The organism is Pseudomonas fluorescens, assembly GCF_902497745.1.
GTDB classification, from domain to species: domain Bacteria; phylum Pseudomonadota; class Gammaproteobacteria; order Pseudomonadales; family Pseudomonadaceae; genus Aquipseudomonas; species Aquipseudomonas fluorescens_BM.
In genome coordinates, this window is sequence record NZ_CABVHJ010000011.1 from 119,055 (window position 1) to 143,520 (window position 24,466).

Here is a 24,466-nt window from a genome sequence, read left to right on the forward strand (position 1 = left end):
TTCAGGATCGAGGGTCGAATGCGTCACGCAACGCTTCGCCGATGAATACCAATAAAGAAAGGATCAGCGCCAGGGCGAAAAATGCCGTCAATCCGAGCCACGGTGCTTGCAGGTTTTGTTTGCCCTGACCGATCAACTCACCCAGCGAAGCACTGCCGGCAGGCATGCCGAAACCGAGAAAATCCAGCGCGGTAAGGGTGGAAATCGCTCCGGTCAGAATGAATGGCAAATAGCTCAGTGTCGCGTTCATGGCGTTGGGCAGAATGTGCCGGAAAATCACTTTTCTGTCGCTCAGGCCCAGCGCACGCGCGGCTTTGACGTACTCCAGATTGCGTCCGCGCAGGAACTCGGCGCGCACCACATCCACCAGTGCCAGCCATGAAAACAGCGCCATGATCCCCAACAGCCACCAGAAATTCGGTTCGACAAAACCGGAGAGGATGATCAACAGATACAACACCGGCAGCCCCGACCAGACTTCCAGCACGCGTTGCCCGAGCAAATCGACCCAGCCACCGTAGTAGCCCTGCAATGCCCCGGCGGCGATGCCGATCAACGCGCTGACAAAGGTCAGCATCAAGGCAAACAGAATCGATACCCGTGCGCCGAAAATCACCCGTGCGAGCACATCCCGCGATTGATCGTCCGTGCCTAACCAGTTGACCGACGTCGGCGGGCTCGGCGCCGGTTTGTTGAGGTCGTAGTTCGGCGTGTCGTCACTGAACGGGATCGGCGGGAACAGCAGCCAGCCACCGTCCTTGCGAATCAGGTTCTGCACATAGTCGCTGCGATAATCCGCCTGGAACGGCAGTTGCCCGCCGAACTCCTGCTCGGTGTGTCGCTTGAATACCGGGAAGTACCATTGGTCCTGATAGCTGACGACCAAGGGCTTGTCATTGGCGATCAACTCGCCACCCAATGTCAGCACGAACAGGCCGATGAATAGCCACAGCGACCACCAGCCGCGACGGTTTTTCTTGAAGCGCTCGAAGCGCCGACGTCCCAGAGGGGAAAGCTTGAACATCAGGCGTTCCTCGCGGCGAAGTCGATACGTGGATCGACCAGCGTGTAGCACAGGTCGCCCACCAGTTTTATCAGCAGGCCGAACAGGGTGAAGATGAACAACGAACCGAACACCACCGGGTAGTCCCGCGAAACCGCGGCTTCGTAGCTCATGCGCCCGAGACCGTCGAGGGAGAAGATCACTTCGATCAGCAACGAGCCGGCGAAGAACACACTGATAAATGCCTGCGGGATACCGGAAACCACCAGCAGCATCGCATTGCGGAATACATGGCCGTAGAGCACACGGCGTTCGCTCAGGCCTTTGGCGCGGGCGGTTACCACGTATTGGCGAGTGATTTCATTGAGAAACGAGTTTTTGGTCAGGATCGTCAGCGTGGCGAAACCACCGATCACCAGCGCCGTCACCGGCAGCACCAGGTGCCAGAAGTAGTCGGCAATCTTGCCGAGTGTCGACAGCGATTCGAAGTTGTCCGAGACCAGGCCACGCACCGGAAACCAGTTCAGCGACGTGCCGCCGGCAAACACCACGATCAGGAACATCGCAAACAGAAACGCCGGCATCGCGTAGCCGATAATGATCGCCGTGCTGCTCCAGATATCGAAATGACTGCCATGATGCACGGCCTTGCGGATCCCCAGCGGAATCGAGACCAGATAGGTGATCAGCGTCGCCCACAACCCGAGGGAAATGGTCACCGGCATTTTTTCCAGGATCAGATCGGTGACTGTCGCGCCACGGAAAAAGCTTTTGCCGAAATCCAGATGCGCGTAGTTCTTCAGCATCAGCCACAGGCGTTCGTGGGCCGGTTTGTCGAAACCGTACTGTTTTTCGATGTCCTTGATCAGTTGCGGATCGAGACCGCGACTGGCGCGGGAGGTGCCGCTCATGGTTTCGCTGGCGCCGCCGCCGACACTCGCGCCGCCGATGCCCTGCAGGTGGGCGATGGCCTGTTCTACCGGGCCACCGGGCGCGGCTTGAATGATCACGAAATTGACCAGCAGAATGATCACCAGCGTCGGGATGATCAGCAGCAATCGCCGCAGTATGTAACCCCACATCAGTGCGGCCCTCCGGGTCTGCCACGGGCGATTTTTTCGGCGGTCATCTGCTGATTGGTCAGTGGTGTGCTGCTTATTTCCCACCAGCTCTCGATGGCTTCGTCATTGCTGGCTTGCACCGACGGTATGCCGAAACGGTTCCACCAGACGGTCGAGGTGCCCGGCGGATAGTAGTTGGGAATCCAGTAGTAGTTCCATTGCAGCACCCGATCCAGAGCATGCGCGTAATGCAGCATGTCGGACTGGGTTGAGGCGCGAATCAGGCCGTTGATCAGCGTATCCACCGCCGGGTTTTTCAACACCATGTAGTTGTTCGCGCCCGGGTCGTTGGCCGATGCGGAAGCAAAGTAATTGAGCAACTCGCCTCCCGGCGAAGTGCTGACCGGGTAGCCTGTGACGATCATGTCGTAGTCACGGCTCATCAGGCGATTGACGTATTGCGAGGAGTCGATGCGGCGAATGTTCATGTCGATGCCGATCTGTTTCAGGGTGCGTTTGTACGGCAGCAGCAAGCGATCCATGCCGTTCTGGCTGACCAGGAAGGTGAAGGTCAGCGGCTCGCCCTGGGCATTCACCAGTTGATCGCCATCCGGTTTCCAGCCAGCCTGTTCGAGCAATTCGAGGGCTTGCAATTGTTTGTCGCGGATCAGGCCGCTGCCGTCGGTTTTCGGCGCTTCAAAGACTTTGCTGAAGACTTCATCGGGAACCTGGCCGCGCAGCGGTTCGAGGATTTTCAGTTCCTGTGCATCGGGCAATTCGCTTGCCGCCAGTGGCGTGTTGGAAAAGTAGCTCTGCTGACGGATATACATGCCGCGCATCATCTGCCGGTTGCTCCATTCGAAGTCCCAGAGCATGGCCAGGGCCTGGCGCACACGGCGATCGGCGAATACCGGTTTTTGCAGGTTGAACACAAACCCCTGCGCCGACTGCGGCGCCTCGGTGGCCAGATGAGCTTTTTGCAGGCGCCCGTCGCGCAGTGCGGGGCTGTCGTAGCCGATCGAGTAGCCGGTGGCCGAGAACTCGCGGTTGTAGTCATAGGCACCACCGCGCAGCACTTGCCGAGCGACGTCGGTATCACCGAAGTACTCGATGCTGAAATGATCGAAATTGTAGAGGCCGCGACTGACCGGCAAGTCTTTGCCCCACCAGTCGGCGTTGCGCTCAAAGGTGATGCTGCGCCCCGAATCGACTTTGCCGACTCGATAGGGGCCGCTGCCCAGTGGCGGTTCATAGCCGCCACCTCCGGCGAAATCGCGGCTCTTCCACCAATGCTCGGGAAATACCGGAAGGGTCGCGACGTCCAGGGGCAGGGTGCGGTTTTCATTGCTCTTGAAGTCGAACCGCACGGTCAACGGGCCTTCCACTTCGACGCCTTTGACGTCAGCAAACTGGGTGCGATAACGCAGGCTGCCCTGGGTCATCAATAAATCGTAGGTGTAGCGTACGTCTTCGGCGGTAATTGGCTTGCCATCGGCGAAGCGTGCCTTGGGATTGATGAAGAACCGCAGCGACAGACCATCGTCCGAGCGCTCCATCTTTTGCGCAACCAGGCCATAGACGGTGTAAGGCTCGTCCAGCGAGCGCTGGGCCAGTGGCGAATAAAGCAAGCCATCGATCTGCGTGACGCCGATGCCTTTGTCTATATAAGGAAGGACATGGTCGAAGTGGCCGATCTCGATGGCCGAGCGACGCATCGTCCCACCTTTGGGCGCTTGCAGGTTGGTGTAGTCGAAGTGGCTGAAACCGGCAGGGTACTTGGCAGGTTCGCCGTAAACGGTCAGCGCGTGTTGCGGTGCAGCGCTCGCGCCAGCGGCACCTGTCAGCAGGGCGAGGGCGGTGAGCATCAATGTGGGGAAAACCAGTCGCATTGTCAGCCTTGGAACCGGGAAATCGATAAGCGCAAGTTGTACGCGAGAGGCGCGTCAGTCGCCAGCCGTATATGTAACTGAAACACAACGGCCCACCAGAAGGCGGGCCGTTGGTAAACAATCAGGCGACGGATCAGTCCTGACGGCTGGTGACTTCCAGCAGGTGATAACCGAACTGAGTCTTCACCGGACCTTGCACAACGTTGATTGGCGCGCTGAAGACCACGGTGTCGAATTCCTTGACCATCTGGCCAGGACCGAACGAGCCCAGGTCGCCGCCCTGACGGCTGGACGGGCAGGTGGAGTTGGCTTTGGCGACTTCGGCGAAATCAGCGCCGCCTTCGATCTGGGTCTTGAGTTCGTTGCACTTGTCTTCGCTGGCAACAAGGATGTGGCGGGCAGTGGCTTTAGCCATGGGGAAACTCTCCAATCTATTTCAGTAAAGTGTGGAGCCTACCGGATTCAGTGGGCGAATTCTCGGCAAAGTTCCTTTCGATTGTCCGTGGCTTTGATCAGAGATTCGCGGCGCACAGACGTTCGGCATGTTCAACATACAGCCCAATCGGATCGGGCACAGGCGTGACGGGACTGGCTGTGCGGCGCAGGCTGCCCAGATGGTCCAGCGGATAGTCGGAGCGGATCACCTGTCCCAAGTGAGAGCTGAAGCGGCCGACGAAGCCATCGTTCTGCTGCGTCTCGGTCATGAAATATTGCGACAGTGCATGGCAAATGTGCTGGGCGGGATCGAGTGTCGACGGGTTGTTTGCCGGCAGGACGCCGCTCCACGAGTAATAACGCACACCGTTGACCTGTTCCGGGCCGTGTCCGCCCCAGGTCCTGGGCAGGCCCTGCGGAAATTTGTCGTTGAAGTCGCCCACTCCTTCGGTCGTCAGCGCATTGAGCGCCGCCAGCGCGTTCTGCGGCAACGTCATGCTGCCGCTGAGCAATGAAAGGAAGTTGGCAAACAGCGTCGCGACGTTCTGTGCGACAGCCTCCGGCAGGCGCCCGGGTACCAATGCCTTGCGCAGAAAATCAGCCAGTTCCGAACCGTGGTTCGGCCCGCTGACGGAAGTCACCGAGGCGACGGCGTGTGGTGCAAGCGCAGCAGCATATCGAGCGGCCAGTGCTCCCTGACTGTGTCCGATGAGGTTGACTTTGTCGGCACCTGTGCCACGCAGCACACGATCAATCTGTGCAAGCAGTTGCTCACCCCTTGTTTCGTTTTTGTGGGTAGCAGAAAGGTGCGGAACAAACACTCGGCTGCCGGCCGTTTTCAAGGCGTCCTTTACATCATGGAACAGCTCGAAATGACCGATGCGCTCGAATCCGAACAGGCCGTGTACCAACAGGATGGGATAGCGAGTTGAAGCATTCCGTTGCATGTTCTTACCTTTTTCACAGAAGTTCATCGGGGAATCCGGTGGCCACTCTAAAACACTCATCTCGTTGAAGAAGTAGGAAGAGACTTCTCTTGGCCGATGAATCTGGACTAGGACTTGTACGAATTTTCAGATACTTATGAAATCCGAATCGGAACTTGCAGCCATCTATCGCTAGGTTGATCGCGTTTTTGTGCAGTTTGCCTACCGAGTTCGATGCCTTTGCCGAGTGCGTGCGGCGGAGCCGGCTGACATCGGAAATGTGAGGGTTAGCGTTCAATGTTGGTTGTCGACGCCGCCCACGAAGCGGCGTTTTTTCCAAGGAATGGAGGCACTAATGAACACGCACGAAGTCGAGTTTTGCTACCGGATGCGCCACCACGTCAGTCCCTGTGTGGCGAGCGAACTGCTGCCAGCGGTCACCATCGATTCTCTGGAGGGAACGGTGCTGGATCCTTCGCTGGGCAAGGTCGTTATCCGAGTCGCTCCTTATCCAGACATGGCTTGCGGCGATCAGTTGCTGTTGAGTTGGGAGGGCCTCGATATAGAGGGCTTTGCTTATCAGCATGAGATGGTCCGCCATGTCAGCGAAGCCCAGGTCGGCAAGGATGTCATTTTCGTCATCAAGGGCATGCATATCGCGGCGCTGGATGGCGGTTCGCTGGAGATCCACTGGAAGTTGCGCAGTGCAGGAGTCGAGCTTGCGCTGTCTTCGCCTGTGCAATTGTCTGTCGGAGATACACGGTCGCAGTTGCTCGCACCGATTGTCGAGGGGCTGATCGGCGGGACTCTGGATCCGGCGCGAGTGACCGAAGGCACGCTTGTCGTGCTCCAGCCTTACGCCCGAATGGCTGTGGGAGATCGGATTACGTTGCAGTGGGGCGCAGATGCATTGCCGGCAACGTTCAGCGATTGCTTGAAGGTCGAAGCCTTTGCTGTCGCGGAGGTGTTGTCATTTTGGGTGGACGGGGCGCATATCGCTGAGCATCTTGGTGGCGAGGTGGTGGTGCGCTATCGCGTCGAACAGTCCGATGGAACGGTTCGCGAATCCGAAGCTGCAAGGATTCTGGTCACCCCGTTTCTGCGTGGTGAGCTGGACGCTCCTGATGTGCTTGAGGCTGAAGATGGCGTGCTGCTGAAAGAGGATTAGATCGATGGCGTCACCGTCGTGATGGGTAATGCTCAGACGCAGGAAGGTGAGTTGGTTTACCTCAAGTGCGACGGGGATCTTTTCAATCACCGGGATGACCGCGAAATCACTCCTGAGACGGCGGGAAAACCACTGATCTTTATCGTGCCGCATCGATTCTGGCGTGAGCACCATGGCACGACTGTGCGTGTGTCTTACACCGTTGAGCGTCTGGACGATGTCAGTCAGGAGTCAGCGGTGGCGCTGGTGCGAATGGAGGTTTAGCGGCAGCGTCACCTGCCCTCCGGATTGCAATCAATCAGGAGGGCAGGCCTGGCAATCAGCCTTTGGCGTGTGCAGCAAGACGCTGCGCGGCGTCAAGGAGCAAGCGTTCCGTTGCGCTGAAACCGAGGCAGCCATCAGTAATCGAAATCCCGTAACGCAGGGATTCGCTCAGCGGTTGGCAACCTTCGAACAGGTGAGACTCAATCATCATGCCGATCAGAGCACGATCACCTTGCAAGCGTTGCTCAAGCACTTCGTTGAATACGGCAGGCTGACGCAATGGGTCCTTGCCGCTGTTGGCGTGGCTGCAATCGACCATGATCCGGCTCGGAATTTTCAGTCGGTTCAGGTCGGCGTGGATTTTCGCCACGCTGTCGCGATCATGGTTCGGCCCTTTATGGCCCCCGCGTAGCACCAGATGGGTGTCGGGGTTGCCTGGCGTTTGAATGATGGCCGGATGCCCTTGGCTGTCGACGCCGAAATGCCGGTGCGGATGGGCGGCCGAACGCATGGCGTCAACGGCAATGGTGGCGCCGCCGTCGGTGCCGTTCTTGAAACCTACCGGCATGCTCAGTCCACTGGCCATTTCCCGGTGGATCTGCGATTCAGTGGTGCGGGCGCCAATTGCGACCCAGCTCAACAGGTCATCGAAGTATCCGGCCGCCATGGGTTGCAGCAACTCGGTGGCCACCGGCAAGCCGAGGCGGATCATTTCCAGCATCAGCTCGCGCGACAGCGTCAGGCCGCCAGCCATGTCGTCGCTGCCATCAAGATGCGGGTCGTAGGCCAGGCCTTTCCAGCCGACCGTGGTACGCGGTTTCTCGACGTAGGCGCGCATCACCAACAGCATTTCGCCGCTGACGTCTTCAGCCAGTCGAGCGAGCTTGCCGGCGTACTCAAGTGCAGATTGTGGATCGTGGATAGAACAAGGGCCAACGATGACCAGCAGTCGCGGGTCCTGGCCGTTGAGAATGGCGCGAATTGCCTGACGATGGGCGGCGACTTGCAGGTTCAGGGCATTGCTCAGAGGCAATTGCTGTTTGAGTTGCAACGAGCTGGGCAGACGCAGGGTCAATGCTTCGTTGGCAGAGTTCAAGGTGGGCAGCGGCAGAGCAGAAACGGACGAGTTCATATTTGGTCTTCCTGGGCTGGCGGCGGGTTCTTCCCGCGCGCTCGGCCCTACTGGGGTGTTCGACAGTTGGCCGTATTGGCTACGTGTATGTGCTTGCCACCTGTAGGTGACCGATCGGAGGCGGCAGGCTGTCCCGAGCGGAAGCTGGTAAATCGCCAGGCGCTGGAGCTGTCGTAACGGTAATAAGTGGCGTAGTTCATGTCGTGAATCCTCAAAATGTCTGGTGTGTTGCGGAAAAAGTCTGGGGCTGAAAAAACAAAACCCCCGGTCGGGAGGCCGACCGGGGGTTGAGAATTCTCTGGTAGGCGACCCGTTTTCATGGGCGCCGTTTGGGTATCAGGCGCGCCAGTGGCTAAACCAATACCCAAAATAAAAGCTGACCGGAGCGCAAACGTCATTCACCCGGGCAGCCGCAACCGAGCGCAAGGCGCTGGCGGTACGAAGCTGTGAAAGGGCGTTGAGCATGGTCTGTCTCCGATGAATGGGCCGAGCTTACTAGAGGCCGATAGGCCTCAGCAATCAGAAATTGCTATCGCATAATCAACAAAACGCCTATTGCTCGATTCACGCAAGAGTTGTGACACTCTGCGCTTCGCTTGATTGCCAAGGATGAATCGTGTCGACATTGACCATTGCCGCAGCCCAGAGCATTTCCATTGCCGGTGACCTCTCCGGGAATATTGCCCGACATCGTCGCTTCCTCGAGGCAGCAGCAGAGCAGGGTGTCGAGTTGCTGGTTTTTCCCGAGCTGTCGCTGACTGGCTACGAAGGAGAAACGGCCGCAGCGTTGGCGATCGAACCGCAAGATGCCGTGCTGCAACCGCTTAGGGATTTGGCCCGAAAGCTTGGGGTGACTGCCGTCGTCGGCATGCCAGTTCGGCTGGAGGACAGTGATTCGGTGCGCATTGGTGCTCTGGTCCTGGGGGCTGATGGTTCGCTCGGTGTTTACAGCAAGCAGCATTTGCACGCGGGCGAGGAATTGGTTTTTGCACCCGGTCTCGGCGGTCCGACATTGAACATCGGCGGCGAAGTGGTCGCGCTGGCAGTGTGCGCCGATTTCTCACATGCCAGCCATGCCGCGACGGCCGCAGACCAGGGCGCAGGCTTGTACGCGGCCGGCGTGTTGATCAGCGAAAAAGGTTACGCGGCCGACACAGCGATACTTCAGGGCTACGCCCGGCAACACGCAATGGCTGTGCTGATGGCCAATCACGGAGGGCTGACGGGTGGTTGGCAATCCGCTGGGCGCAGTGGCATCTGGTCTGAAGACGGTTCACTGATCGTCGCAGCTGCGGGGGCGGGCGACCTGTTGGTCGTGGCTCAGCGTAGCGATGGTGTGTGGCAGGGACGGATTGTTCCTGTATTGAGCACGCCATGACATTTCAGCTCCGAGAGGCAGTGCCAGAGGATCTGGCGTTTGCCCGCGATCTCACCTGTCAGAACATGTTGCGCTACTACATTCGCCATGACCTCTTATGGCAGGACGAGGCGTTTGACGTGGCATGGTCAGGGCGGCAGAACTGGCTGATAGTGCAGGGCGGGCTGGCGGTGGGCTTCCTCAGTCTCAGCCGGGATATGCGCGCACTGTACATTCGTGAATTGCAGATTGCGGAAGCGTTTCAGGGGCGAGGTGCGGGTTCCTGGGCGATTGATCAGGTTATCGACATGGCCCGCAAAGAAAGGCGCCCGGCTTTGCGACTGACCGTATTCGAAAATAATCCGGCAAGAAACTTGTATGAAAGAAAAGGACTACAGGTTCAGGGTGCGGACGAGTGTTTTCTGCGAATGCAGCTTGATATCAGTACACGTGTGCTCTGAAAGCCACGGCCGGCAAGCCCTCAATGATGAATTGAAACTTTTTAAATGACGCATTCTGCTAGGTCTGCGTGGCACTTTTTGCTAAGGTGTCCGGCATCCCAATTTGACCATATCGCGAGGTGTCTGCTTGATTAGGGTGCTAGTGGTCGATGACCATGATCTCGTTCGTACAGGCATTACACGTATGCTGGCCGATATCGATGGCTTGCAGGTGGTTGGCCAGGCCGAATCCGGGGAAGAGTCCCTGATCAAGGCCCGAGAGTTGAAGCCCGATGTGGTGCTGATGGACGTCAAGATGCCTGGCATCGGCGGCCTGGAAGCCACGCGCAAACTGTTGCGCAGCCATCCGGATATCAAGGTTGTCGCGGTTACGGTGTGTGAAGAGGATCCTTTCCCGACACGCTTGCTACAGGCAGGGGCTGCGGGTTATCTGACCAAGGGTGCCGGATTGCCGGAAATGGTCCAGGCCATTCGCCTGGTGTTTGCCGGTCAACGCTATATCAGTCCGCAGATTGCCCAGCAATTGGCTATCAAGTCCTTCCAGCCGTCCAACGATTCTCCCTTCGATGCGTTATCCGAGCGGGAAATTCAAATCGCCTTGATGATTGTCGGCTGTCAGAAGGTACAGATCATTTCCGACAAGTTGTGTCTGTCGCCGAAAACCGTGAACACCTATCGCTACCGTATTTTCGAGAAGCTTTCGATCAGCAGCGACGTCGAGTTGACACTGTTGGCGGTTCGTCACGGCATGGTTGATGCCAGCCTCTGACCATGACTGAAACATTCGATTCCGGCGCGTTTCTGTCGACAGTCAGCGGGCGCCCTGGCGTCTATCGCATGTTCGACAGCGATGCGCGCCTGTTGTACGTGGGCAAGGCCAAGAACCTCAAAAAGCGTTTGGCCAGCTACTTTCGCAAAACCGGTCTGGCGCCTAAAACTGCTGCATTGGTCGGGCGCATTGCGCAGGTCGAAACGACCATCACCGCCAACGAAACCGAAGCGCTGCTGCTTGAGCAAACCCTGATCAAGGAATGGCGGCCGCCTTACAACATCCTGTTGCGCGACGACAAATCCTACCCCTATGTGTTTCTGTCCGATGGCCAGTTCCCGCGCCTGAGCATTCACCGCGGAGCGAAAAAAGCCAAAGGCAAATATTTCGGTCCCTATCCAAGCGCTGGCGCCATTCGCGAGAGCCTGAGTCTGCTGCAAAAGACTTTCTTCGTTCGCCAGTGTGAAGACAGCTACTACAAAAACCGTACCCGGCCATGCCTGCAGTATCAGATCAAACGTTGCAAAGCACCTTGCGTCGGCTTGGTCGAGCCTGAGGTTTATGCCGAAGACGTGCGCCACTCGGTCATGTTCCTTGAAGGTCGCAGTCACGCGTTGACCAATGAGCTGTCAACGGCGATGGAAGAGGCGGCGATCAATCTGGAGTTCGAACGAGCCGCCGAGTTGCGGGATCAGATCGCACTGCTACGTCGAGTCCAGGATCAACAAAGCATGGAAGGCGGCACGGGGGATATCGATGTCATCGCGGCATTCGTCAACCCGGGCGGCGCCTGCGTGCATTTGATCAGTGTGCGCGGCGGACGCGTGTTGGGCAGCAAGAATTTCTTCCCGCAAGTCGGGATCGAAGAGGACGTATCGGAAGTCATGGCCGCTTTTCTTGGCCAGTATTTCATCAGCAGCCCTGAGCGCGATTTGCCCAGTGAACTGATCGTCAATGTGGTGCACGAAGATTTCCCGACGCTGATCGAAGCGATCCATGAGTTGCGGGGCCGCGAGCTGGCCATCAGTCATCGGGTGCGCGGCACGCGTGCGCGCTGGCAGCAACTGGCTGTAACCAACGCCGAGCAGGCATTGGGTGCACGTCTGGCCAACCGTCAACATACCGCAGCGCGGTTTGAGGCGCTGGCCGAAGTATTGAACCTGGATGAACCGCCGCAACGTCTGGAATGCTACGACATCAGTCATTCCAGTGGTGAAGCGACGGTTGCGTCCTGCGTGGTGTTTGGCCCTGAAGGTGCGATCAAGTCGGACTACCGGCGCTACAACATCGAAGGTGTCACGGCCGGTGACGATTATGCCGCCATGCATCAGGCCCTGACGCGACGCTTCAGCAAACTCAAGGAAGGCGAGGGCAAGTTGCCGGACATCTTGCTGGTGGACGGTGGCAAGGGCCAACTGTCAATGGCCCGGGATGTTCTGAACGAGTTGGCTGTGCCCGACCTGATCCTGCTGGGCGTTGCCAAGGGCGCCACGCGTAAGGCCGGCTTCGAAACGTTGTATCTAAATGATGCGGCGCATGAGTTCACATTGCGTGGCGATTCGCCGGCGTTGCACCTTATTCAACAGATTCGCGATGAGGCTCACCGCTTCGCTATCACAGGACATCGCGCTCGCCGTGGCAAAACCCGCCGTACGTCAACACTGGAAGGCGTTGCGGGTGTCGGGCCGACCCGACGTCGCGACTTGTTGAAACATTTTGGTGGATTGCAGGAGCTGTCTCGTGCAAGCATCGAAGAGATCGCCAAAGCCCCGGGGATCAGTAAAAAGCTCGCAGAGTCGATTTATGCGAACCTGCATAGCGAGTAGAATGCCCCTTCACCTCGTAGCCAGTTGTGCCGATGAATATCCCTAATCTGATTACCGTTCTACGCGTCCTGCTTATCCCGATCTTCATTTTGCTGTTCTATCTGCCTTATCAGTGGAGTTACATGGCGTCCGCTTCGGTGTTTGCCTTTGCGGCAGCGACTGACTGGCTGGATGGTTATCTGGCCCGCCGTCTGGAGCAAAGCACTCCGTTCGGAGCGTTTCTCGACCCGGTCGCCGACAAACTCATGGTCGCAGTGGCGCTGGTGCTTCTGGTCCAGGAACATGGCAATCTCTGGCTCACCTTGCCAGCGGCTGTCATCATCGGTCGCGAGATTGTAGTGTCGGCCTTGCGTGAGTGGATGGCCGAACTCGGCGCCCGCGCCCACGTAGCCGTTTCCAATCTCGGTAAATGGAAAACCGCAGCGCAGATGCTCGCGCTGGTGATTCTGTTGGCCAACCCGAAGGACTTCAGCTTCTGGGTAGTTCTTGGTTATGCCTTGCTGATGATATCCGCCGGCCTGACGTTGTGGTCGATGGTGCAATACCTTCGCGCTGCCTGGCCGCACCTGAAGACTGATGTTGAAAAGAAATAAAACTTTTTTGAATCAAGGGGTTGACGGAGCTTCTTAATTCTATAGAATGCGCATCACCAAGCGGGAATAGCTCAGTTGGTAGAGCACGACCTTGCCAAGGTCGGGGTCGCGAGTTCGAGTCTCGTTTCCCGCTCCAAGTTTAAAACGCATTTGTTGTTGTGCTACTGATAACAAATGTTTTGAGGCCGAGTAGCAAAATGGTTATGCAGTGGATTGCAAATCCACCTACGCCGGTTCGATTCCGACCTCGGCCTCCACTATAAACAAGCTCCGTAGATCCATGATTTACGGAGCTTTTTTATTTGCACTGCGCTGCAAGATTTAGTCTTGAAAAACGGCCATTGCGAACTTGCTTCACCGGGAAGTGATGTATATATTTCCCGCTCTGCTGTTCAAGGCTGGATCCTTCAAGGATTGCTGCTTTGCAGCGGAAGACTGCAGCACCGCGCTACCGCCCGAATGGCGAAACTGGTAGACGCATGGGACTTAAAATCCCCCGCTCGTAAGGGCGTGCCGGTTCGATTCCGGCTTCGGGCACCATCTTGAATCAAGGGTTTGCGGGCGAAAGCTGATGCAAACCCTTGTTTGTTTCCGGTCCGCTATTTTGATGTTGGTCCGCATTCCCTGGTCTGCATGACCTCCTTACCTAATGACAGGTCGCGATATTGAGCGGTCGCGACTGGTCTACAGTTGTCCCAGGTGTCAGTTACTGGGGGCAATGAATGTTCAGCCGTTATCCCGAGCAGAAGCAGAGTCGTAAGGTACTCTGTTCACTGGGTGCCGCAATCCTCGCATTGGGAGTATTTCTGATTGCAATCGAGGGCGTGGGTGGAGTTCTTTTCACCGTCATGGGCGGCGGCTTGATGTTGGCGTGTTTCACCGGTGAACGAACATTCGCAAGGATACTTCGCCTGCTGAGTTGGTTTTGAGTGGAGAATTCCCCATTCCTGGTCAGGCGGCCGTAGGGGAGTGCTCTCCACCATTTGCCGGCCAGCGCTCCGACCATCAGGAGAGAGCCAGGTGTTTCAGTTCGATCCCTGCTGGGTGCCAAAAATATAAAAGGCCTGCATGAGTTTTCTCATGCAGGCCTTTTTTGTGCCTTATGCAGTACTAGACAAATGCCTGGCCACTAAAGCCGCGAGGCAAGCGCTGAAGTCCGGCCATTGCTGTCAGTCGTTCGATCCACTCCGCGCGCCAGTTTGCTGCGCTGTGCGTGTCTCTGGGCTGGCGAGCCATTCGGCGGGCCGCGTTGCGCTGATCCTTTCGTGCCTGCTTGTAGGCATCGGTATTGCGGCAGCTGCGGCACTTGACGCGATTGAGTTCACGGCTCGCCGCAAGCTGTTTGCCTTTGTGCCCACAGGCCAGATGCCCGTCGACGTTGAAATGGATAACCATAAACCGTCTCCTGTGCGACGTGTATTGATTTTGACAACTCACGGACCACACCGTTCGGCGCTGGGGTGCAGGCAAAAAAACACCCGCATGCGGGCGGGTGTGAGCGTTGCTGCAGAGCAAAGGAGTGATTTCACTGTAAACGCGTAGATGTGGTCATTCTGTGAAAAACGCCATCGCAGAAAAAGAATATGGCGTGCAGACAAACACGCGGTGACCCGTGTGTCACCGCTGGTGAGGCCAATTCTGAAATAGCCTTGGTGGGAACGGCGTTATCTGAACCGAGGCAATGGCCGATCGACAGGCTTGAGCGCCGACAGCGTATTGCGAATCAGCGGAGCATCCTTCTCGATATCATTCAGCCGGTCACGGATGCGCAGGGCGGTCGGGTGTCCGCCTTGGTGGTCGACCCAGTCGGCGATCTCTTTGCAGGCGGCCGCCAAGCGCGCCTGCCGGGCGTCGAGCAGGGTGAGGAGGGTGGTGATGGACTCTTTTTCGGACATGGAACACCTCCGTTCTATGAAACCTGAGCTGCAGCAAAAAGCCCGCGTGTTGCGAGCCTTCTGCCATGGGCGCTGCTCCTTCAGCTGGTTTCAGTATAGACCCGCTTCTGATCGGCATCAGCCGGACGGTGCGCGGGCCGGTAGTGGGGAACTCACTGCGTTGAGACGCTTGCATTCGCGCTGTGCGTCTTCCTCTTTTTCATAGCCATCGCCGATGAAACCGTTAGTACGCGTGTCGCAGATGCGAAACCAGCTGTGCGCATCGGCTGGATCATGCTGACTGTCTCCGGCCCGTCGACCATAAATGATGATGTTCTTGCAACGCTTCACGACGAAAATGTCTTCCATGGCGTCACCGCAGCTGATTCGTGTCAGATCAACTATAGAAGCCCTCGGCAATCGTGCAAAAAATACCCGGTTCAGCTCGTCGGTTGCCAGCGCCAGCCTTCGCGGTGCCAGGTCAAATGATGGCTCGGGTTTAACGCCCGTAGAAACGCCTGATCGTGGGAAACCGCGACAATCGCCCCGGGAAAAGTCTGCAAGGCCTGTTCGAAAGCTTGCACCGACGTCAGATCCAGATGGTTGGTGGGCTCATCCAGCAACAGTAATTGCGCGGGCGTCTGGCGCCACAAAGCCAATGCGAGGGCGGCTTTCAAGCGTTCGCCGCCACTGAGTGAGGCGCATGGTCGAGTGACGCGTTGTGCGTCCAGTTGTAATTGCGCGAGGTAACTGCGCAACGTTCCTTCGCTCAGGGGCGTTTGCTGGGCCTGTAATTGATCGACAATGGAAGTGTGGTCATCCAGCAGTTTCAGTTGTTGATCGAGAAAGGCAAAAGGCACATGCGTGATGCACTCGCCACTTGATGGTGTGCATTCACCCGCCAGCAATTTCAACAGCGTTGATTTGCCACAACCGTTGTGACCGCTGACAGCGATGCGCAGCGGTCCCTGAATGGTGAGGTCAAGCCGAGTGGTGGGCGCATCTGCCGGCAACCATGGCAGACACGCGTCGATCAGTGTGCACACTCGGCGAGAGTTTGGAACCACACTGCCCGGCAGATTGATCAACACGCCGTCGTCCGGCAATACGTTTTCGTACGCCTGGCGAACGCGCTCATCCAGTGCGGATTTGTGCGCCTGATGGCCGACCTTTACATGTCCCATGATTTCCCGCGCAGCCGCTTTCAACGCTGCCCGTTCGAACCCGGAAACATTGGCGGTTTGGGCATTGCGACGGCTGCTGGCCGCATGACGCTGGATCGTGTCGTGCTCGCGTTGCAACCGCGCACGTTCGCGTTGACGTTCGATTCGAGCCTGATCGAGTTGTGCTTGCGCCGCTTGTTGATGCATTCGCCGTTGCTCGGCGAAGTCCGAAAACCTGCCGCTGAAAACTGTTGCCCCCAGAGGCGTAAGTTCGACGATTCGTTGCATTTGCTCCAGCAATTGCCGGTCATGACTGACGACGATCAGGCCGCCGCGCCAGCGCTGAAGCGCGCGCATTAGCCATTGTCGACCGGCACTGTCGAGGTGATTGGTCGGCTCGTCGAGCACCAGCAATGGCGCTTTGCTCATTAGCGCGCCGATCAAGGCAAGTCTGGCTTGCTGGCCGCCGCTGAGATGTTCCGTCAGATGTGTAGCTGTGATGTCGCCCAGCCCCGCGTCATCAAGCATCTGGCGCAAGCGTACCGCCAGATCCCAGCGTTCGCCGATGAGATCGAAATCTGCAGTTGTGGCACCAGCGAATTTCAGTCGTTCCAGTGCGCTGAGCACCGAGGCCGTTCCCGTTGCGTCAGCTACGGTTTGCCTTGGTGTGGTGACGAACGTTTGCACGACGTAATGCACGCAAACCGAACGTGTCACGCTGCCAGCGGTGGGTTGTAGCTGTCCGGCGATCAAGCGTGCAAGCACACTTTTGCCAACACCATTACGCCCGACGATAGCGGTCGGTTGACCATCGAAATTCAGGTTCAGGGCTTCGAACAGCGTTACGCCATTGGCGAACTGAAAACCCAGTTGATTCAGGGAAACGAGTGCAGGTGTACGCGAGACGTGAGTCATCGGCACCTCCAAAAATGTCGTGAATACTGACAAGCGCCGAGAGCGGCGTGTCGCGATTACATTTTTAGAAGGCTGAGTTTGTTCACTTCTGCGGTCATCCGGAGGAGGGCAAGGTCGCTAGCCTAGATGACGCAGCGAAGCGGATCAAGGTGCGCCGGCCATTTCACTCATTCGCTCGAGAAACATTGCCAATGCGACTTCCTCGGCCCGCAAGCCCTTGCGTACGCGCGGACGCGGCAGTTCGGCAAGCGCGCCGAGCATGAATTTTTCCACCACAGCAGGGTGGATGTAGCATTTTCGGCAAACCGCCGGGGTGTTGCCGAGTTGCTTGGCGACGCCTTTGACCATCTCGACCACGTGCCGCTTGGCTTCGGTCTCGGACTCCCATTGCAACTCGCGCAACACCGCCAACGCCAAAGCGCTACCGGCCCAGGTGCGGTAATCCTTGGCGGTGAAGTCGGCGCCGGTGAGGGTTTGCAGGTAGGCGTTGACGTCGGAAGAACTGACGGTGTGGCGCTCGCCGTTTTCATCCAGATACTGGAACAGGTTCTGCCCGGGAATTTCCAGACAACGCTTGATGATGCGCGCCAGGCGCCGGTCCTTGACGGTGATCTGATGTTCGATGCCACTCTTGCCGCGAAACTGGAACAGGATCGCACTGCCGTTGACCTCGACATGGCGACTGCGCAGGGTGGTCAGGCCATAGGAGCGGTTGTCGCGGGCGTATTGCGTGTTGCCGACGCGAATCAGTGTGGCGTCGAGCAGGGTGATCACCGTGGCCATGACCTTGTCGCGACTGAAGCCGGGCGCGGCCAACAACGCCTCCAGTTGTTGGCGCAACTTTGGCAGCGCCAGACCGAACTCGCGCAGTCGCGAATACTTGTCGGCATCGCGCACTTCGCGCCAGCGCGGGTGATAGCGATATTGCTTGCGGCCACGGGCGTCACGGCCGGTGGCTTGCAAGTGGCCGCGTGGATCGGCGCAGATCCACACATCGGTATAGGCTGGCGGCACGGCGAGCGCGTTGATGCGTTTGATTTCGTCAGGGTCGCTGATGCGCTCGCCTGACGGTTCGAAATAGCTGAACTTGCCGCGCAGTTTTTTGCGGGTGATACCGGGCTGGGTGTCATCGACGTAATGCAGATCGGCTGGCAGTTCTACGGTCAGCGCGGTGTCGGGCATGGCGGTTTCCTTCGGTGGCACGGCGGTCTGTAAACGATTGACCGCATGCCGCTGCCGTGGTGCCGAATGATTTAAGCGAGGACCGCAACTGCTTTGATCTGCGCCCACAATTGCTGTCCCGGGTGCACACCCAGCTGATCTCTGGAATAGCGCGTGATGCGCGCGAGCAGCGGGGTGCCGCCAGCATCTAGACGAATCAGCACGTGGGCGGCGTTGTCGGCCGATTGCTCGCTGACCACCGTCACCGGCAGTCGATTGAGAATGCTGCTGGCCTCGCTGTTCTGCAGGGTCAGGCTGATATCGCGCGCGTGTACTTTACAGCGCAAGGCCTGACCCAGTGCCATCGGCGCGTGGGTGACGCGAATGCTCATCTCGGTGGCCGGCAGTTGCAGGCTCAGCAATTGATATTCGGCGTCGTAAGCACTGACCTGGCCTTCAATGATCACGCCGGCGTCATCGCCCATCGCCATCGGCAGATCGAGGCGTGCGAGGGTTTCGCCGATCGGGCCGCTGGCCAGCGCTCTGCCTTCGCTGAGCAGCACCATATGGTCGGCCAGCCGTGCGACTTCATCCTGTGCATGGCTGACGTACAGCACGGGAATGTGCAGTTCGTCATGCAGGCGTTGCAGGTAAGGCAGGATTTCACGTTTGCGCTGACTGTCGAGCGCCGCCAGGGGCTCATCCATCAGCAACAGTTTCGGGCTGGTGAGTAACGCTCGGGCGATACCGACGCGCTGGCGTTCGCCACCCGACAAATGTTGCGGATGGCGTTCGAGCAAATGACCGATGCCCAACAGTTCGGTGGCTTGCGCCATGTCGACCCGGCGCTGGGATCTGGCGATGCGCTTGAGGCCGAATTGCAGATTGGCCAGCACCGACAGATGCGGGAACAGGCTGGCCTCTTGAAACACGTAGCCGAGCGCACGTTTGTGGGGTGGGACGAAAATGCCGTTATCGCTGTCCTGCCAGACTTCGTCATTGATCTGAACGAATCCTTGCTCGGCGCGCTCAAGCCCGGCGATACAGCGCAGGCAGGTGGTTTTGCCGGAGCCCGAGTGCCCATAAAGCGCAGTCACGCCACGGCCCGGCAAGTTCAGGTCGACATCGAGGCTGAAGCCCGAAAAGACCATGTTCAGACGTACATCGATCATCGATCAGCTCCAGCCTGCGCGGGTCTTGCGGCTGGAGTACAGCGCCAGCAACACCAGAAAGGAGAACACCAGCATCGCCCCGGCCAGCCAGTGAGCCTGTGCGTATTCCATCGCTTCGACGTGGTCGTAGATTTGCACGGAAACCACGCGGGTCTTGTCGGGAATGTTGCCGCCGATCATCAGCACCACGCCGAACTCACCGACGGTATGCGCGAAGCCGAGAATCGCCGCCGTAATAAAACCGGGACGCGCCAGCGGCACAATCACGCTGAAAAACGTGTCCCACGGATTGGCGCGCAAGGTCGCGGCCACTTCCAGTGGACGGGGGCCGATCGCCGAGAAGGCGTTTTGCAACGGTTGCACCACGAACGGCATGGAATAGATCACCGAACCGATCACCAACCCGGTGAAGCTGAACGTCAGGGTGCCCAGCCCCAGCCATTGGGTGAACTGGCCGAGAAACCCGTGCGGACCCATCATCAGCAGCAGATAGAAACCGATCACCGTTGGCGGCAAAACAAGGGGCAGGGCGACGATCGCCCCGATCGGGCCGCGCAGCCACGAACGGGTGCGCGACAGCCACAGGGCAATCGGAGTGCCGACAACCAGCAGGATTGCGGTGGTCAGCGACGCCAGTTTCAGGGTCAGCCAGATCGCCGCGAAATCGGCACTCGTCAGTGACATTTACAGCTGGTATCCGTAGGACTTGATCACCGCAGCGGCTTTCGGGCCTTTGAGGTATTCAACCAGTGCCTTGGCGGCGGCATTGTCTTTGCCTTTGTTCAGAATGACGGCGTCCTGTTTGATCGGGTCGTGCATATCAGCAGGGACGATCCATGCCGAACCGCTGCTGACGTTGCCGTCCTTGTAGATCTGCGACAGGGCGACAAAGCCCAGTTCGGCGTTGCCGGTCGAGACGAACTGGTGAGCCTGGGTGATGTTCTGGCCTTCGACGATCTTGGCTTTGGTGGCCTCGGTCAGTTTGAGTTTTTCCAGCACTTGCGTTGCGGCAAGGCCGTATGGTGCGGCTTTCGGGTTGGCGATGGACAGGTGCTGGTACTCGTTCTTTTTCAGAACCTCGCCCTTCGCATCGACATAGCCTTCTTTCGCCGACCACAACGCCAGCGTGCCGATGGCGTAGGTGAAGCGCGAACCTTTGACGGTGTCGCCTTCTTTTTCGAGTTTTTCCGGGGTGGTGTCGTCAGCGGAAAGAAACACTTCGAACGGCGCACCGTTCTTGATCTGGGTGTAGAACTGGCCAGTGGCGCCGTAAGCTGCAACCAGTTTATGCCCGGTGTCTTTCTCGAAATCGGCGGCGATGGCCTGAATCGGCGCGGTGAAATTGGCCGCAACCGCCACCTGCACCTCATCGGCCTGAACAGCGCCGACGGCGAATACCGCAAGCAAAGAGGCCAGACAGGCAGGTGCAAAACGTGAGGCACGAGTGGTCATGTAACAGCTCCGTGGTTGGCAGGTGCAGAGGGCAGCTATTGTTGGAAATGGACTGCGCCGATGCGAGGGGTGTTCGCTATATAGCGAAATATATAGCGAAATGCCGCCAAACAGGAAGTGTTGGTTAAAACCCGTGTGAGGATGCCTGAATTCTCACGATGGGCTGCTTCAATGACGAGTAAGTTTTGCCAGCGCACCTTCAGCCAGTTGCCGGGTCAGTTCAGCGCTACCAATGTCTTTGCCCAGGGTGAATGCCTGACCGGCCCAGAGGTTGGCAAACTCTGCCTCGTTGATCGCTCGCAACGGCATCAGCGCACCACCGGCCAAAGGAAACGCCGGTGCTATCGACGACATCGGGCCCAGCTCACGCATGACGCGGTTGAGAATTCCACGCGCTGGACGTCCGGTGAAGAGATTGGTGATCGCGGTTTCGCTTTCCTTGGCGGTACGCAGCGCTGTGTGGTGAGCGGCGCTGACTTTTGCTTCTGGCGTGAACAAATAGGCCGTGCCGACCTGAACCGCCGATGCGCCCAATACAAACGCCGCCGCCACGCCGCGTGCATCGGCAATAGCTCCAGCGGCAATCACCGGCACGTTAACCGCATCGACTATCTGAGGCACCAGGGCAAACGTACCGACCTGACTGCTCAGGTCATCACTGAGAAACATGCCCCGATGACCGCCAGCCTCGTAGCCCATGGCGATAATTGCGTCGCAACCGTGCTGTTCCAGCCAGACCGCTTCATCGACAGTAGTGGCCGAGGACAGAATTTTTGCCCCGGTCGCCTTGACCCGATCAAGCAGGGATTTCTCTGGCAGACCGAAGTGAAAGCTCACGACCTCAGGTCGAAATTCTTCCAGCACTGCGCAGGCTGCCGCGTCGAACGGTGCTCGGTTTGACACCGGCGTCGGTGCGTCGAAATCGGCCCCCAGTTCGCGGTAGTACGGCTCGAGCAGATGCTTCCAGTCATGCGCACGTTGCTCATCGGCTGCCGGTGGCTGGTGGCAGAAGAAGTTCACGTTGAAGGGCTTGTTGGTGTGTTGGCGAATGGTTTTCAGCTCTTCGCGCAATTGCTCGATGCTCAGCATGGCCGCCGGCATCGAACCCAGGCCACCGGCATTGCACACGGCGATGACCATGGACGAATTCGTCGCGCCGGCCATCGGGCCCTGAATGATCGGCAATTCAATGCCGAGCAGGTCAAGAATGCGCGTATCTGGCCATTGACTCATGAAGGCTGGTCTCCGAACGGTGAAAGGCAGAGCTGGTTTTTAACAGCAAAACCGGATTCGCAGCCAGTTCGAAATTCAGAACAACCCGTGCAGTTTTTCAGCGTCGATGAAATCCGCCGCCTCCACCGCCGCCAAACGAGTGATTCATGAATTGCGAGGAGTTGTGAAAGTTGTTGGTTCGCTGGTTGCCGAAGTTGCGCGCAGCGGAGTCACGGTTGAGGTTCTGCAACTGCGCATTGTTGTTGATGGGTGCGCTACGCGTCGTGCCGCCGCCGACCATCGACTGCCAGCCGTTGTCGGTCTTTTTGTACACGTTACCGTCGTGGCCGGCATAAACGTTGTCGCCGATGTGTGCAGCGCCGCCATTGCGTCCCCGAATGCCGCCATATTGGGTGGTGTTGCCCGTGTTGGGGTTGTAGACGGCGCCCCGATTGGCGGTGACCTGCGTACCGTTGCGCGCATTGCCGGCGGTGACCCGTTCGCCGGCAATTGCGCCACCGTTCGGTCCGACTGCCACGCCACTGCGTCCGGCTGCATAATTGCCGGTGTAAACGTTATGCACGGCGCCCCGTTGACCGGCGGCTGCGACGCCAGTGCGGGAGGTGTAGGAAGCGCCGACCTGACCGGCCCAGCGATTGCCAGTCCAGGCGTTGTAACCGGCACCGTAGCGGCTGACCGTGGCCCGGTCGCCCCACTGATGATAAATGTTGCCGGTGGTGCCGGCCCAGCCACCGGGACCCCAGGCCACTGCGCCACCGCGATAACCGTAAGCGGCGCCACCCCAGGCCAAAGGCGCCGGATACAGATGCGGACCCCAGGCGTAACCCCAGCCGTAGTTGCCCCACCACGGGTAAGCGCCCCAGCCCCAACCCATCGCTACAGTGCTGCCGCCCCAGCTCCAGCCAAAGCCGAAACCAAAGGTCCAGCCAGTCCACGGCGTATAGCGGATGGCGACGCCGAAACCGTAAGTCATCGGCGGCCCATACCAGACGCTGCCCACCCACGGTGTGTAGGGATAACCGGTGCCATAAACCACGACGCCTGTGGCCGGATCCTGGTTCGAACCCTGATATCCCGGCGTGTAGCCGACCACTACCGTGTCCCCGCTGGACTCGTAGACTTTGACGTAGGTGAGGTAGTGCATCGGCGAACTCGGCGGGATCGAATAGATCACCGCCGGCACGGAACTGGCGACAACCCAAGGGCCATTTACGGTGGTGGCGGTGAACCAGATACCGTTCTCCACCGCGTACCAACTGTTGTTGTCGACGCGGATGATGGGCGTGGCGCTATTGACCATGTATTGCAGGGTTGTGGCGTTGATGGCTTTGAGTTGCGGCTCGCCATCGAACTGCGGCGCGGTCATTTTTACCGCGCTTTTCTTGATCGCTGAAGTTTGTGGAATGGTTGCAGCAATGGCCGCTTCTTTGGCTTGCGGCGTGCCGGCGACCGAGGCCTTGACGTTCTCTTTCGGGCTGTCGTCGGGAATGTTGGCGAAGTCCGCCGGCAGTTTGTCTGCGGGGGTAAACGTCCACGGGCCATTCATGTCAGTGGCGCGAAACCAGCGCCCGGAGATCAGCACATAGCTGTTCTGGTCACCGATTTCCTTGAAAATGTGCCCGGTGGTATTGCTGACATACAGCAACCCGGTGCCCTGAATGGGCGTCCATTGCGCTGCGCCGTCAGTGACCAGTAATTCCGTGGGGGTGGTTGCGATGAAAATCTTCGGTTGTGGCGGTTTGGCCAGGCTTGGAATCTTGTCTTTGGGATCGCTTTGCCCAGTCAGCAGATCCACTTGCCGGCTCTGAATGGCGACCTGTTTGGCTTTCTCCAGTTCGGCAAGCGGTGTGGCCAGGCGGGTATACGCGCCATTGATCTGGTCCGCGACCATCCAGCCATCAAAGACGTGCAGATAATGTTTGCCCTGCGCGTCTTTCAATAATAGCGGGCGAGTATTGATCACCCGCTGCATCGCCGTGCCTTCTACCGGTCGGTACGCCGCGTCGCCATCGATATAGACGAGCAGGGCGGGTACGTCGGAACTGATAATCGTCGGCGGGGTGTTTTCCAGTGGCGCGCTGTCGGCTTTCTGTTCTGCAGAGATTACGCCGACCGCAGCTTCGAGCTGATCAAGCGAAATGGTTTTCTTGCGGTTCTCGGCATCTTTTTGCAGCGCCGCGATCCAGGTGTCGGCTTGACTGGCATCGGCGGGGAAGTCGGCTTTGATGATTTTGTACTGATCCAGCGCGACCCAGCGGGTGGCCTTGTCGACCAGTGTATGTGCGCTGAACTGGACAATTCCGTAGGTGGACTTGCCATCGGCGCCGGTGGCTTCAACGGCTGCGCGAGCATTGAGGGTATAGCCGTCCCAGCTGTCGAGTTGCGGCTGATACACCGTCAGTTTCGCCTTGCCGCTGCTGATGACTTGCGGCCAGGTAGGCTCGCTCGGAGCCTCGGTGGCTGGCGCCGCCCAGGCACTGCCGAACGCCAGCAGACTCAGCATCAACATCACAAGTAACGAGCGCGGGTAAGGCATTGTCAGCTCCATCGACAGGCCGATTTCTGAAGAAATAACGGCGAAACCACGACCGTCGAAAAAGCATAGTCGCCCG

Annotated in this window: 24 protein-coding genes and 3 tRNA genes; 11 read left to right on the plus strand and 16 right to left on the minus strand. The window is 58.4% G+C overall.

Features of this window, described 5'->3' with window-relative positions; all coding sequences use genetic code 11:
- Position 1 precedes the first annotated feature (1 nt).
- From F8N44_RS18225 to F8N44_RS18245, 5 genes are all read right to left on the minus strand, one after another.
- Positions 2–1,024, minus strand: coding sequence for an ABC transporter permease (locus tag F8N44_RS18225; RefSeq protein ID WP_150651263.1), 1,023 nt, complete (start codon positions 1,022–1,024; stop codon positions 2–4).
- Positions 1,024–2,085: a microcin C ABC transporter permease YejB gene (locus F8N44_RS18230; RefSeq protein ID WP_150651264.1), complete on the minus strand. Its 1,062-nt coding sequence runs from the start codon at positions 2,083–2,085 to the stop codon at positions 1,024–1,026. Before F8N44_RS18230 ends, F8N44_RS18225 begins: the two co-directional genes overlap by 1 nt.
- Positions 2,085–3,953: an extracellular solute-binding protein gene (locus tag F8N44_RS18235; RefSeq protein ID WP_150651265.1), complete on the minus strand. Its 1,869-nt coding sequence runs from the start codon at positions 3,951–3,953 to the stop codon at positions 2,085–2,087. The genes F8N44_RS18230 and F8N44_RS18235 overlap by 1 nt, the downstream gene beginning before the upstream one ends.
- A 133-nt stretch (positions 3,954–4,086) precedes the next feature.
- A complete protein-coding gene (locus F8N44_RS18240) occupies positions 4,087–4,368 on the minus strand; it encodes a peptidylprolyl isomerase (RefSeq protein ID WP_028622714.1) in 282 nt (93 codons plus the stop codon).
- Between the two features lie 97 nt (positions 4,369–4,465).
- Complete coding sequence (locus tag F8N44_RS18245) at positions 4,466–5,335, minus strand: lipase family alpha/beta hydrolase (protein ID WP_150651340.1); 870 nt, start codon at positions 5,333–5,335, stop codon at positions 4,466–4,468.
- 334 nt (positions 5,336–5,669) lie between these two features.
- On the opposite strand from F8N44_RS18245, the gene F8N44_RS18250 reads away from it, so the two are divergent.
- Both F8N44_RS18250 and F8N44_RS31800 read left to right on the plus strand, forming a co-directional pair.
- A complete protein-coding gene (locus F8N44_RS18250) occupies positions 5,670–6,482 on the plus strand; it encodes a hypothetical protein (RefSeq protein ID WP_224794787.1) in 813 nt (270 codons plus the stop codon).
- An 18-nt stretch (positions 6,483–6,500) separates the two neighbouring features.
- Positions 6,501–6,746: a hypothetical protein gene (locus F8N44_RS31800; RefSeq protein ID WP_224794788.1), complete on the plus strand. Its 246-nt coding sequence runs from the start codon at positions 6,501–6,503 to the stop codon at positions 6,744–6,746.
- Positions 6,747–6,801: 55 nt separating this feature from the next.
- Here F8N44_RS31800 and F8N44_RS18255 read toward each other — a convergent pair whose 3' ends face one another.
- Positions 6,802–7,878, minus strand: coding sequence for a 3-deoxy-7-phosphoheptulonate synthase (locus tag F8N44_RS18255; RefSeq protein ID WP_150651266.1), 1,077 nt, complete (start codon positions 7,876–7,878; stop codon positions 6,802–6,804).
- 616 nt (positions 7,879–8,494) lie between these two features.
- Between F8N44_RS18255 and F8N44_RS18260 the strand changes: the two genes are divergently transcribed.
- From F8N44_RS18260 to F8N44_RS18300, 9 genes are all read left to right on the plus strand, one after another.
- Positions 8,495–9,256 carry a carbon-nitrogen hydrolase family protein gene (locus F8N44_RS18260; RefSeq protein ID WP_150651267.1) on the plus strand — a complete coding sequence of 254 codons (762 nt, stop codon included), beginning with the start codon at positions 8,495–8,497 and terminating at the stop codon, positions 9,254–9,256.
- Positions 9,253–9,696 (plus strand): GNAT family N-acetyltransferase, encoded by a 444-nt coding sequence (locus F8N44_RS18265; protein WP_150651268.1) that lies wholly within the window; start codon positions 9,253–9,255, stop codon positions 9,694–9,696. The genes F8N44_RS18260 and F8N44_RS18265 overlap by 4 nt, the downstream gene beginning before the upstream one ends.
- A gap of 127 nt (positions 9,697–9,823) precedes the next feature.
- The gene (gene uvrY / locus F8N44_RS18270) at positions 9,824–10,465 is read left to right on the plus strand and encodes a UvrY/SirA/GacA family response regulator transcription factor (RefSeq protein ID WP_016984198.1); all 642 of its coding nucleotides are present in this window, start codon (positions 9,824–9,826) and stop codon (positions 10,463–10,465) included.
- Between the two features lie 2 nt (positions 10,466–10,467).
- Complete coding sequence (uvrC, locus tag F8N44_RS18275; RefSeq protein WP_127927157.1) at positions 10,468–12,291, plus strand: excinuclease ABC subunit UvrC; 1,824 nt, start codon at positions 10,468–10,470, stop codon at positions 12,289–12,291.
- 32 nt (positions 12,292–12,323) lie between these two features.
- Positions 12,324–12,884, plus strand: a complete 561-nt coding sequence (pgsA, locus tag F8N44_RS18280; RefSeq protein WP_150651269.1) for a CDP-diacylglycerol--glycerol-3-phosphate 3-phosphatidyltransferase — start codon at positions 12,324–12,326, stop codon at positions 12,882–12,884.
- Between the two features lie 60 nt (positions 12,885–12,944).
- Positions 12,945–13,020: transfer RNA gene (locus F8N44_RS18285), tRNA-Gly, on the plus strand.
- Between the two features lie 47 nt (positions 13,021–13,067).
- A tRNA-Cys gene (locus F8N44_RS18290) sits at positions 13,068–13,141 on the plus strand.
- Between the two features lie 196 nt (positions 13,142–13,337).
- Positions 13,338–13,424: transfer RNA gene (locus F8N44_RS18295), tRNA-Leu, on the plus strand.
- A 182-nt stretch (positions 13,425–13,606) separates the two neighbouring features.
- Entirely contained in the window at positions 13,607–13,813 is a 207-nt protein-coding gene (locus tag F8N44_RS18300; RefSeq protein ID WP_127927159.1) for a hypothetical protein, read from the plus strand.
- A gap of 181 nt (positions 13,814–13,994) precedes the next feature.
- On the opposite strand, the gene F8N44_RS18305 is transcribed toward F8N44_RS18300, so the two are convergent.
- The 10 genes from F8N44_RS18305 to F8N44_RS18350 form a co-directional block, all read right to left on the minus strand.
- Entirely contained in the window at positions 13,995–14,279 is a 285-nt protein-coding gene (locus tag F8N44_RS18305) for a hypothetical protein (protein ID WP_150651270.1), read from the minus strand.
- Positions 14,280–14,548: 269 nt separating this feature from the next.
- Entirely contained in the window at positions 14,549–14,779 is a 231-nt protein-coding gene (locus F8N44_RS18310; RefSeq protein WP_008082703.1) for a hypothetical protein, read from the minus strand.
- A 117-nt stretch (positions 14,780–14,896) separates the two neighbouring features.
- On the minus strand, positions 14,897–15,127 hold the full coding sequence (locus tag F8N44_RS18315) for a hypothetical protein (RefSeq protein ID WP_150651271.1): 231 nt from the start codon (positions 15,125–15,127) through the stop codon (positions 14,897–14,899).
- A gap of 71 nt (positions 15,128–15,198) precedes the next feature.
- Positions 15,199–16,836 (minus strand): ABC-F family ATP-binding cassette domain-containing protein, encoded by a 1,638-nt coding sequence (locus F8N44_RS18320; RefSeq protein ID WP_150651272.1) that lies wholly within the window; start codon positions 16,834–16,836, stop codon positions 15,199–15,201.
- 144 nt (positions 16,837–16,980) lie between these two features.
- Entirely contained in the window at positions 16,981–18,018 is a 1,038-nt protein-coding gene (locus F8N44_RS18325) for a DNA topoisomerase IB (protein WP_150651273.1), read from the minus strand.
- A gap of 71 nt (positions 18,019–18,089) precedes the next feature.
- On the minus strand, positions 18,090–19,169 hold the full coding sequence (modC, locus tag F8N44_RS18330) for a molybdenum ABC transporter ATP-binding protein (RefSeq protein ID WP_150651274.1): 1,080 nt from the start codon (positions 19,167–19,169) through the stop codon (positions 18,090–18,092).
- Between the two features lie 3 nt (positions 19,170–19,172).
- Complete coding sequence (gene modB / locus F8N44_RS18335; RefSeq protein ID WP_150651275.1) at positions 19,173–19,853, minus strand: molybdate ABC transporter permease subunit; 681 nt, start codon at positions 19,851–19,853, stop codon at positions 19,173–19,175.
- Positions 19,854–20,621: a molybdate ABC transporter substrate-binding protein gene (gene modA / locus F8N44_RS18340; RefSeq protein ID WP_150651276.1), complete on the minus strand. Its 768-nt coding sequence runs from the start codon at positions 20,619–20,621 to the stop codon at positions 19,854–19,856.
- Positions 20,622–20,789: 168 nt separating this feature from the next.
- Positions 20,790–21,854 (minus strand): NAD(P)H-dependent flavin oxidoreductase, encoded by a 1,065-nt coding sequence (locus tag F8N44_RS18345; RefSeq protein ID WP_150651277.1) that lies wholly within the window; start codon positions 21,852–21,854, stop codon positions 20,790–20,792.
- A gap of 97 nt (positions 21,855–21,951) precedes the next feature.
- Complete coding sequence (locus F8N44_RS18350; protein WP_150651278.1) at positions 21,952–24,390, minus strand: autotransporter; 2,439 nt, start codon at positions 24,388–24,390, stop codon at positions 21,952–21,954.
- Positions 24,391–24,466 lie beyond the last annotated feature (76 nt).

What these genes read in the sequence shown, in the direction of transcription:
- F8N44_RS18225 (WP_150651263.1), bottom strand. Translation starts at nt 1,024, where the DNA reads ATGTTCAAGCTTTCCCCTCTGGGACGTCGGCGCTTCGAGCGCTTCAAG.
- F8N44_RS18230 (WP_150651264.1), bottom strand. Translation starts at nt 2,085, where the DNA reads ATGTGGGGTTACATACTGCGGCGATTGCTGCTGATCATCCCGACGCTG.
- F8N44_RS18235 (WP_150651265.1), bottom strand. Translation starts at nt 3,953, where the DNA reads ATGCGACTGGTTTTCCCCACATTGATGCTCACCGCCCTCGCCCTGCTG.
- F8N44_RS18240 (WP_028622714.1), bottom strand. Translation starts at nt 4,368, where the DNA reads ATGGCTAAAGCCACTGCCCGCCACATCCTTGTTGCCAGCGAAGACAAG.
- F8N44_RS18245 (WP_150651340.1), bottom strand. Translation starts at nt 5,335, where the DNA reads ATGCAACGGAATGCTTCAACTCGCTATCCCATCCTGTTGGTACACGGC.
- F8N44_RS18250 (WP_224794787.1), top strand. Translation starts at nt 5,670, where the DNA reads ATGAACACGCACGAAGTCGAGTTTTGCTACCGGATGCGCCACCACGTC.
- F8N44_RS18255 (WP_150651266.1), bottom strand. Translation starts at nt 7,878, where the DNA reads ATGAACTCGTCCGTTTCTGCTCTGCCGCTGCCCACCTTGAACTCTGCC.
- F8N44_RS18265 (WP_150651268.1), top strand. Translation starts at nt 9,253, where the DNA reads ATGACATTTCAGCTCCGAGAGGCAGTGCCAGAGGATCTGGCGTTTGCC.
- uvrC (WP_127927157.1), top strand. Translation starts at nt 10,468, where the DNA reads ATGACTGAAACATTCGATTCCGGCGCGTTTCTGTCGACAGTCAGCGGG.
- pgsA (WP_150651269.1), top strand. Translation starts at nt 12,324, where the DNA reads ATGAATATCCCTAATCTGATTACCGTTCTACGCGTCCTGCTTATCCCG.
- F8N44_RS18300 (WP_127927159.1), top strand. Translation starts at nt 13,607, where the DNA reads ATGTTCAGCCGTTATCCCGAGCAGAAGCAGAGTCGTAAGGTACTCTGT.
- F8N44_RS18305 (WP_150651270.1), bottom strand. Translation starts at nt 14,279, where the DNA reads ATGGTTATCCATTTCAACGTCGACGGGCATCTGGCCTGTGGGCACAAA.
- F8N44_RS18310 (WP_008082703.1), bottom strand. Translation starts at nt 14,779, where the DNA reads ATGTCCGAAAAAGAGTCCATCACCACCCTCCTCACCCTGCTCGACGCC.
- F8N44_RS18315 (WP_150651271.1), bottom strand. Translation starts at nt 15,127, where the DNA reads ATGGAAGACATTTTCGTCGTGAAGCGTTGCAAGAACATCATCATTTAT.
- F8N44_RS18320 (WP_150651272.1), bottom strand. Translation starts at nt 16,836, where the DNA reads ATGACTCACGTCTCGCGTACACCTGCACTCGTTTCCCTGAATCAACTG.
- F8N44_RS18325 (WP_150651273.1), bottom strand. Translation starts at nt 18,018, where the DNA reads ATGCCCGACACCGCGCTGACCGTAGAACTGCCAGCCGATCTGCATTAC.
- modC (WP_150651274.1), bottom strand. Translation starts at nt 19,169, where the DNA reads ATGATCGATGTACGTCTGAACATGGTCTTTTCGGGCTTCAGCCTCGAT.
- modB (WP_150651275.1), bottom strand. Translation starts at nt 19,853, where the DNA reads ATGTCACTGACGAGTGCCGATTTCGCGGCGATCTGGCTGACCCTGAAA.
- modA (WP_150651276.1), bottom strand. Translation starts at nt 20,621, where the DNA reads ATGACCACTCGTGCCTCACGTTTTGCACCTGCCTGTCTGGCCTCTTTG.
- F8N44_RS18345 (WP_150651277.1), bottom strand. Translation starts at nt 21,854, where the DNA reads ATGAGTCAATGGCCAGATACGCGCATTCTTGACCTGCTCGGCATTGAA.
- F8N44_RS18350 (WP_150651278.1), bottom strand. Translation starts at nt 24,390, where the DNA reads ATGCCTTACCCGCGCTCGTTACTTGTGATGTTGATGCTGAGTCTGCTG.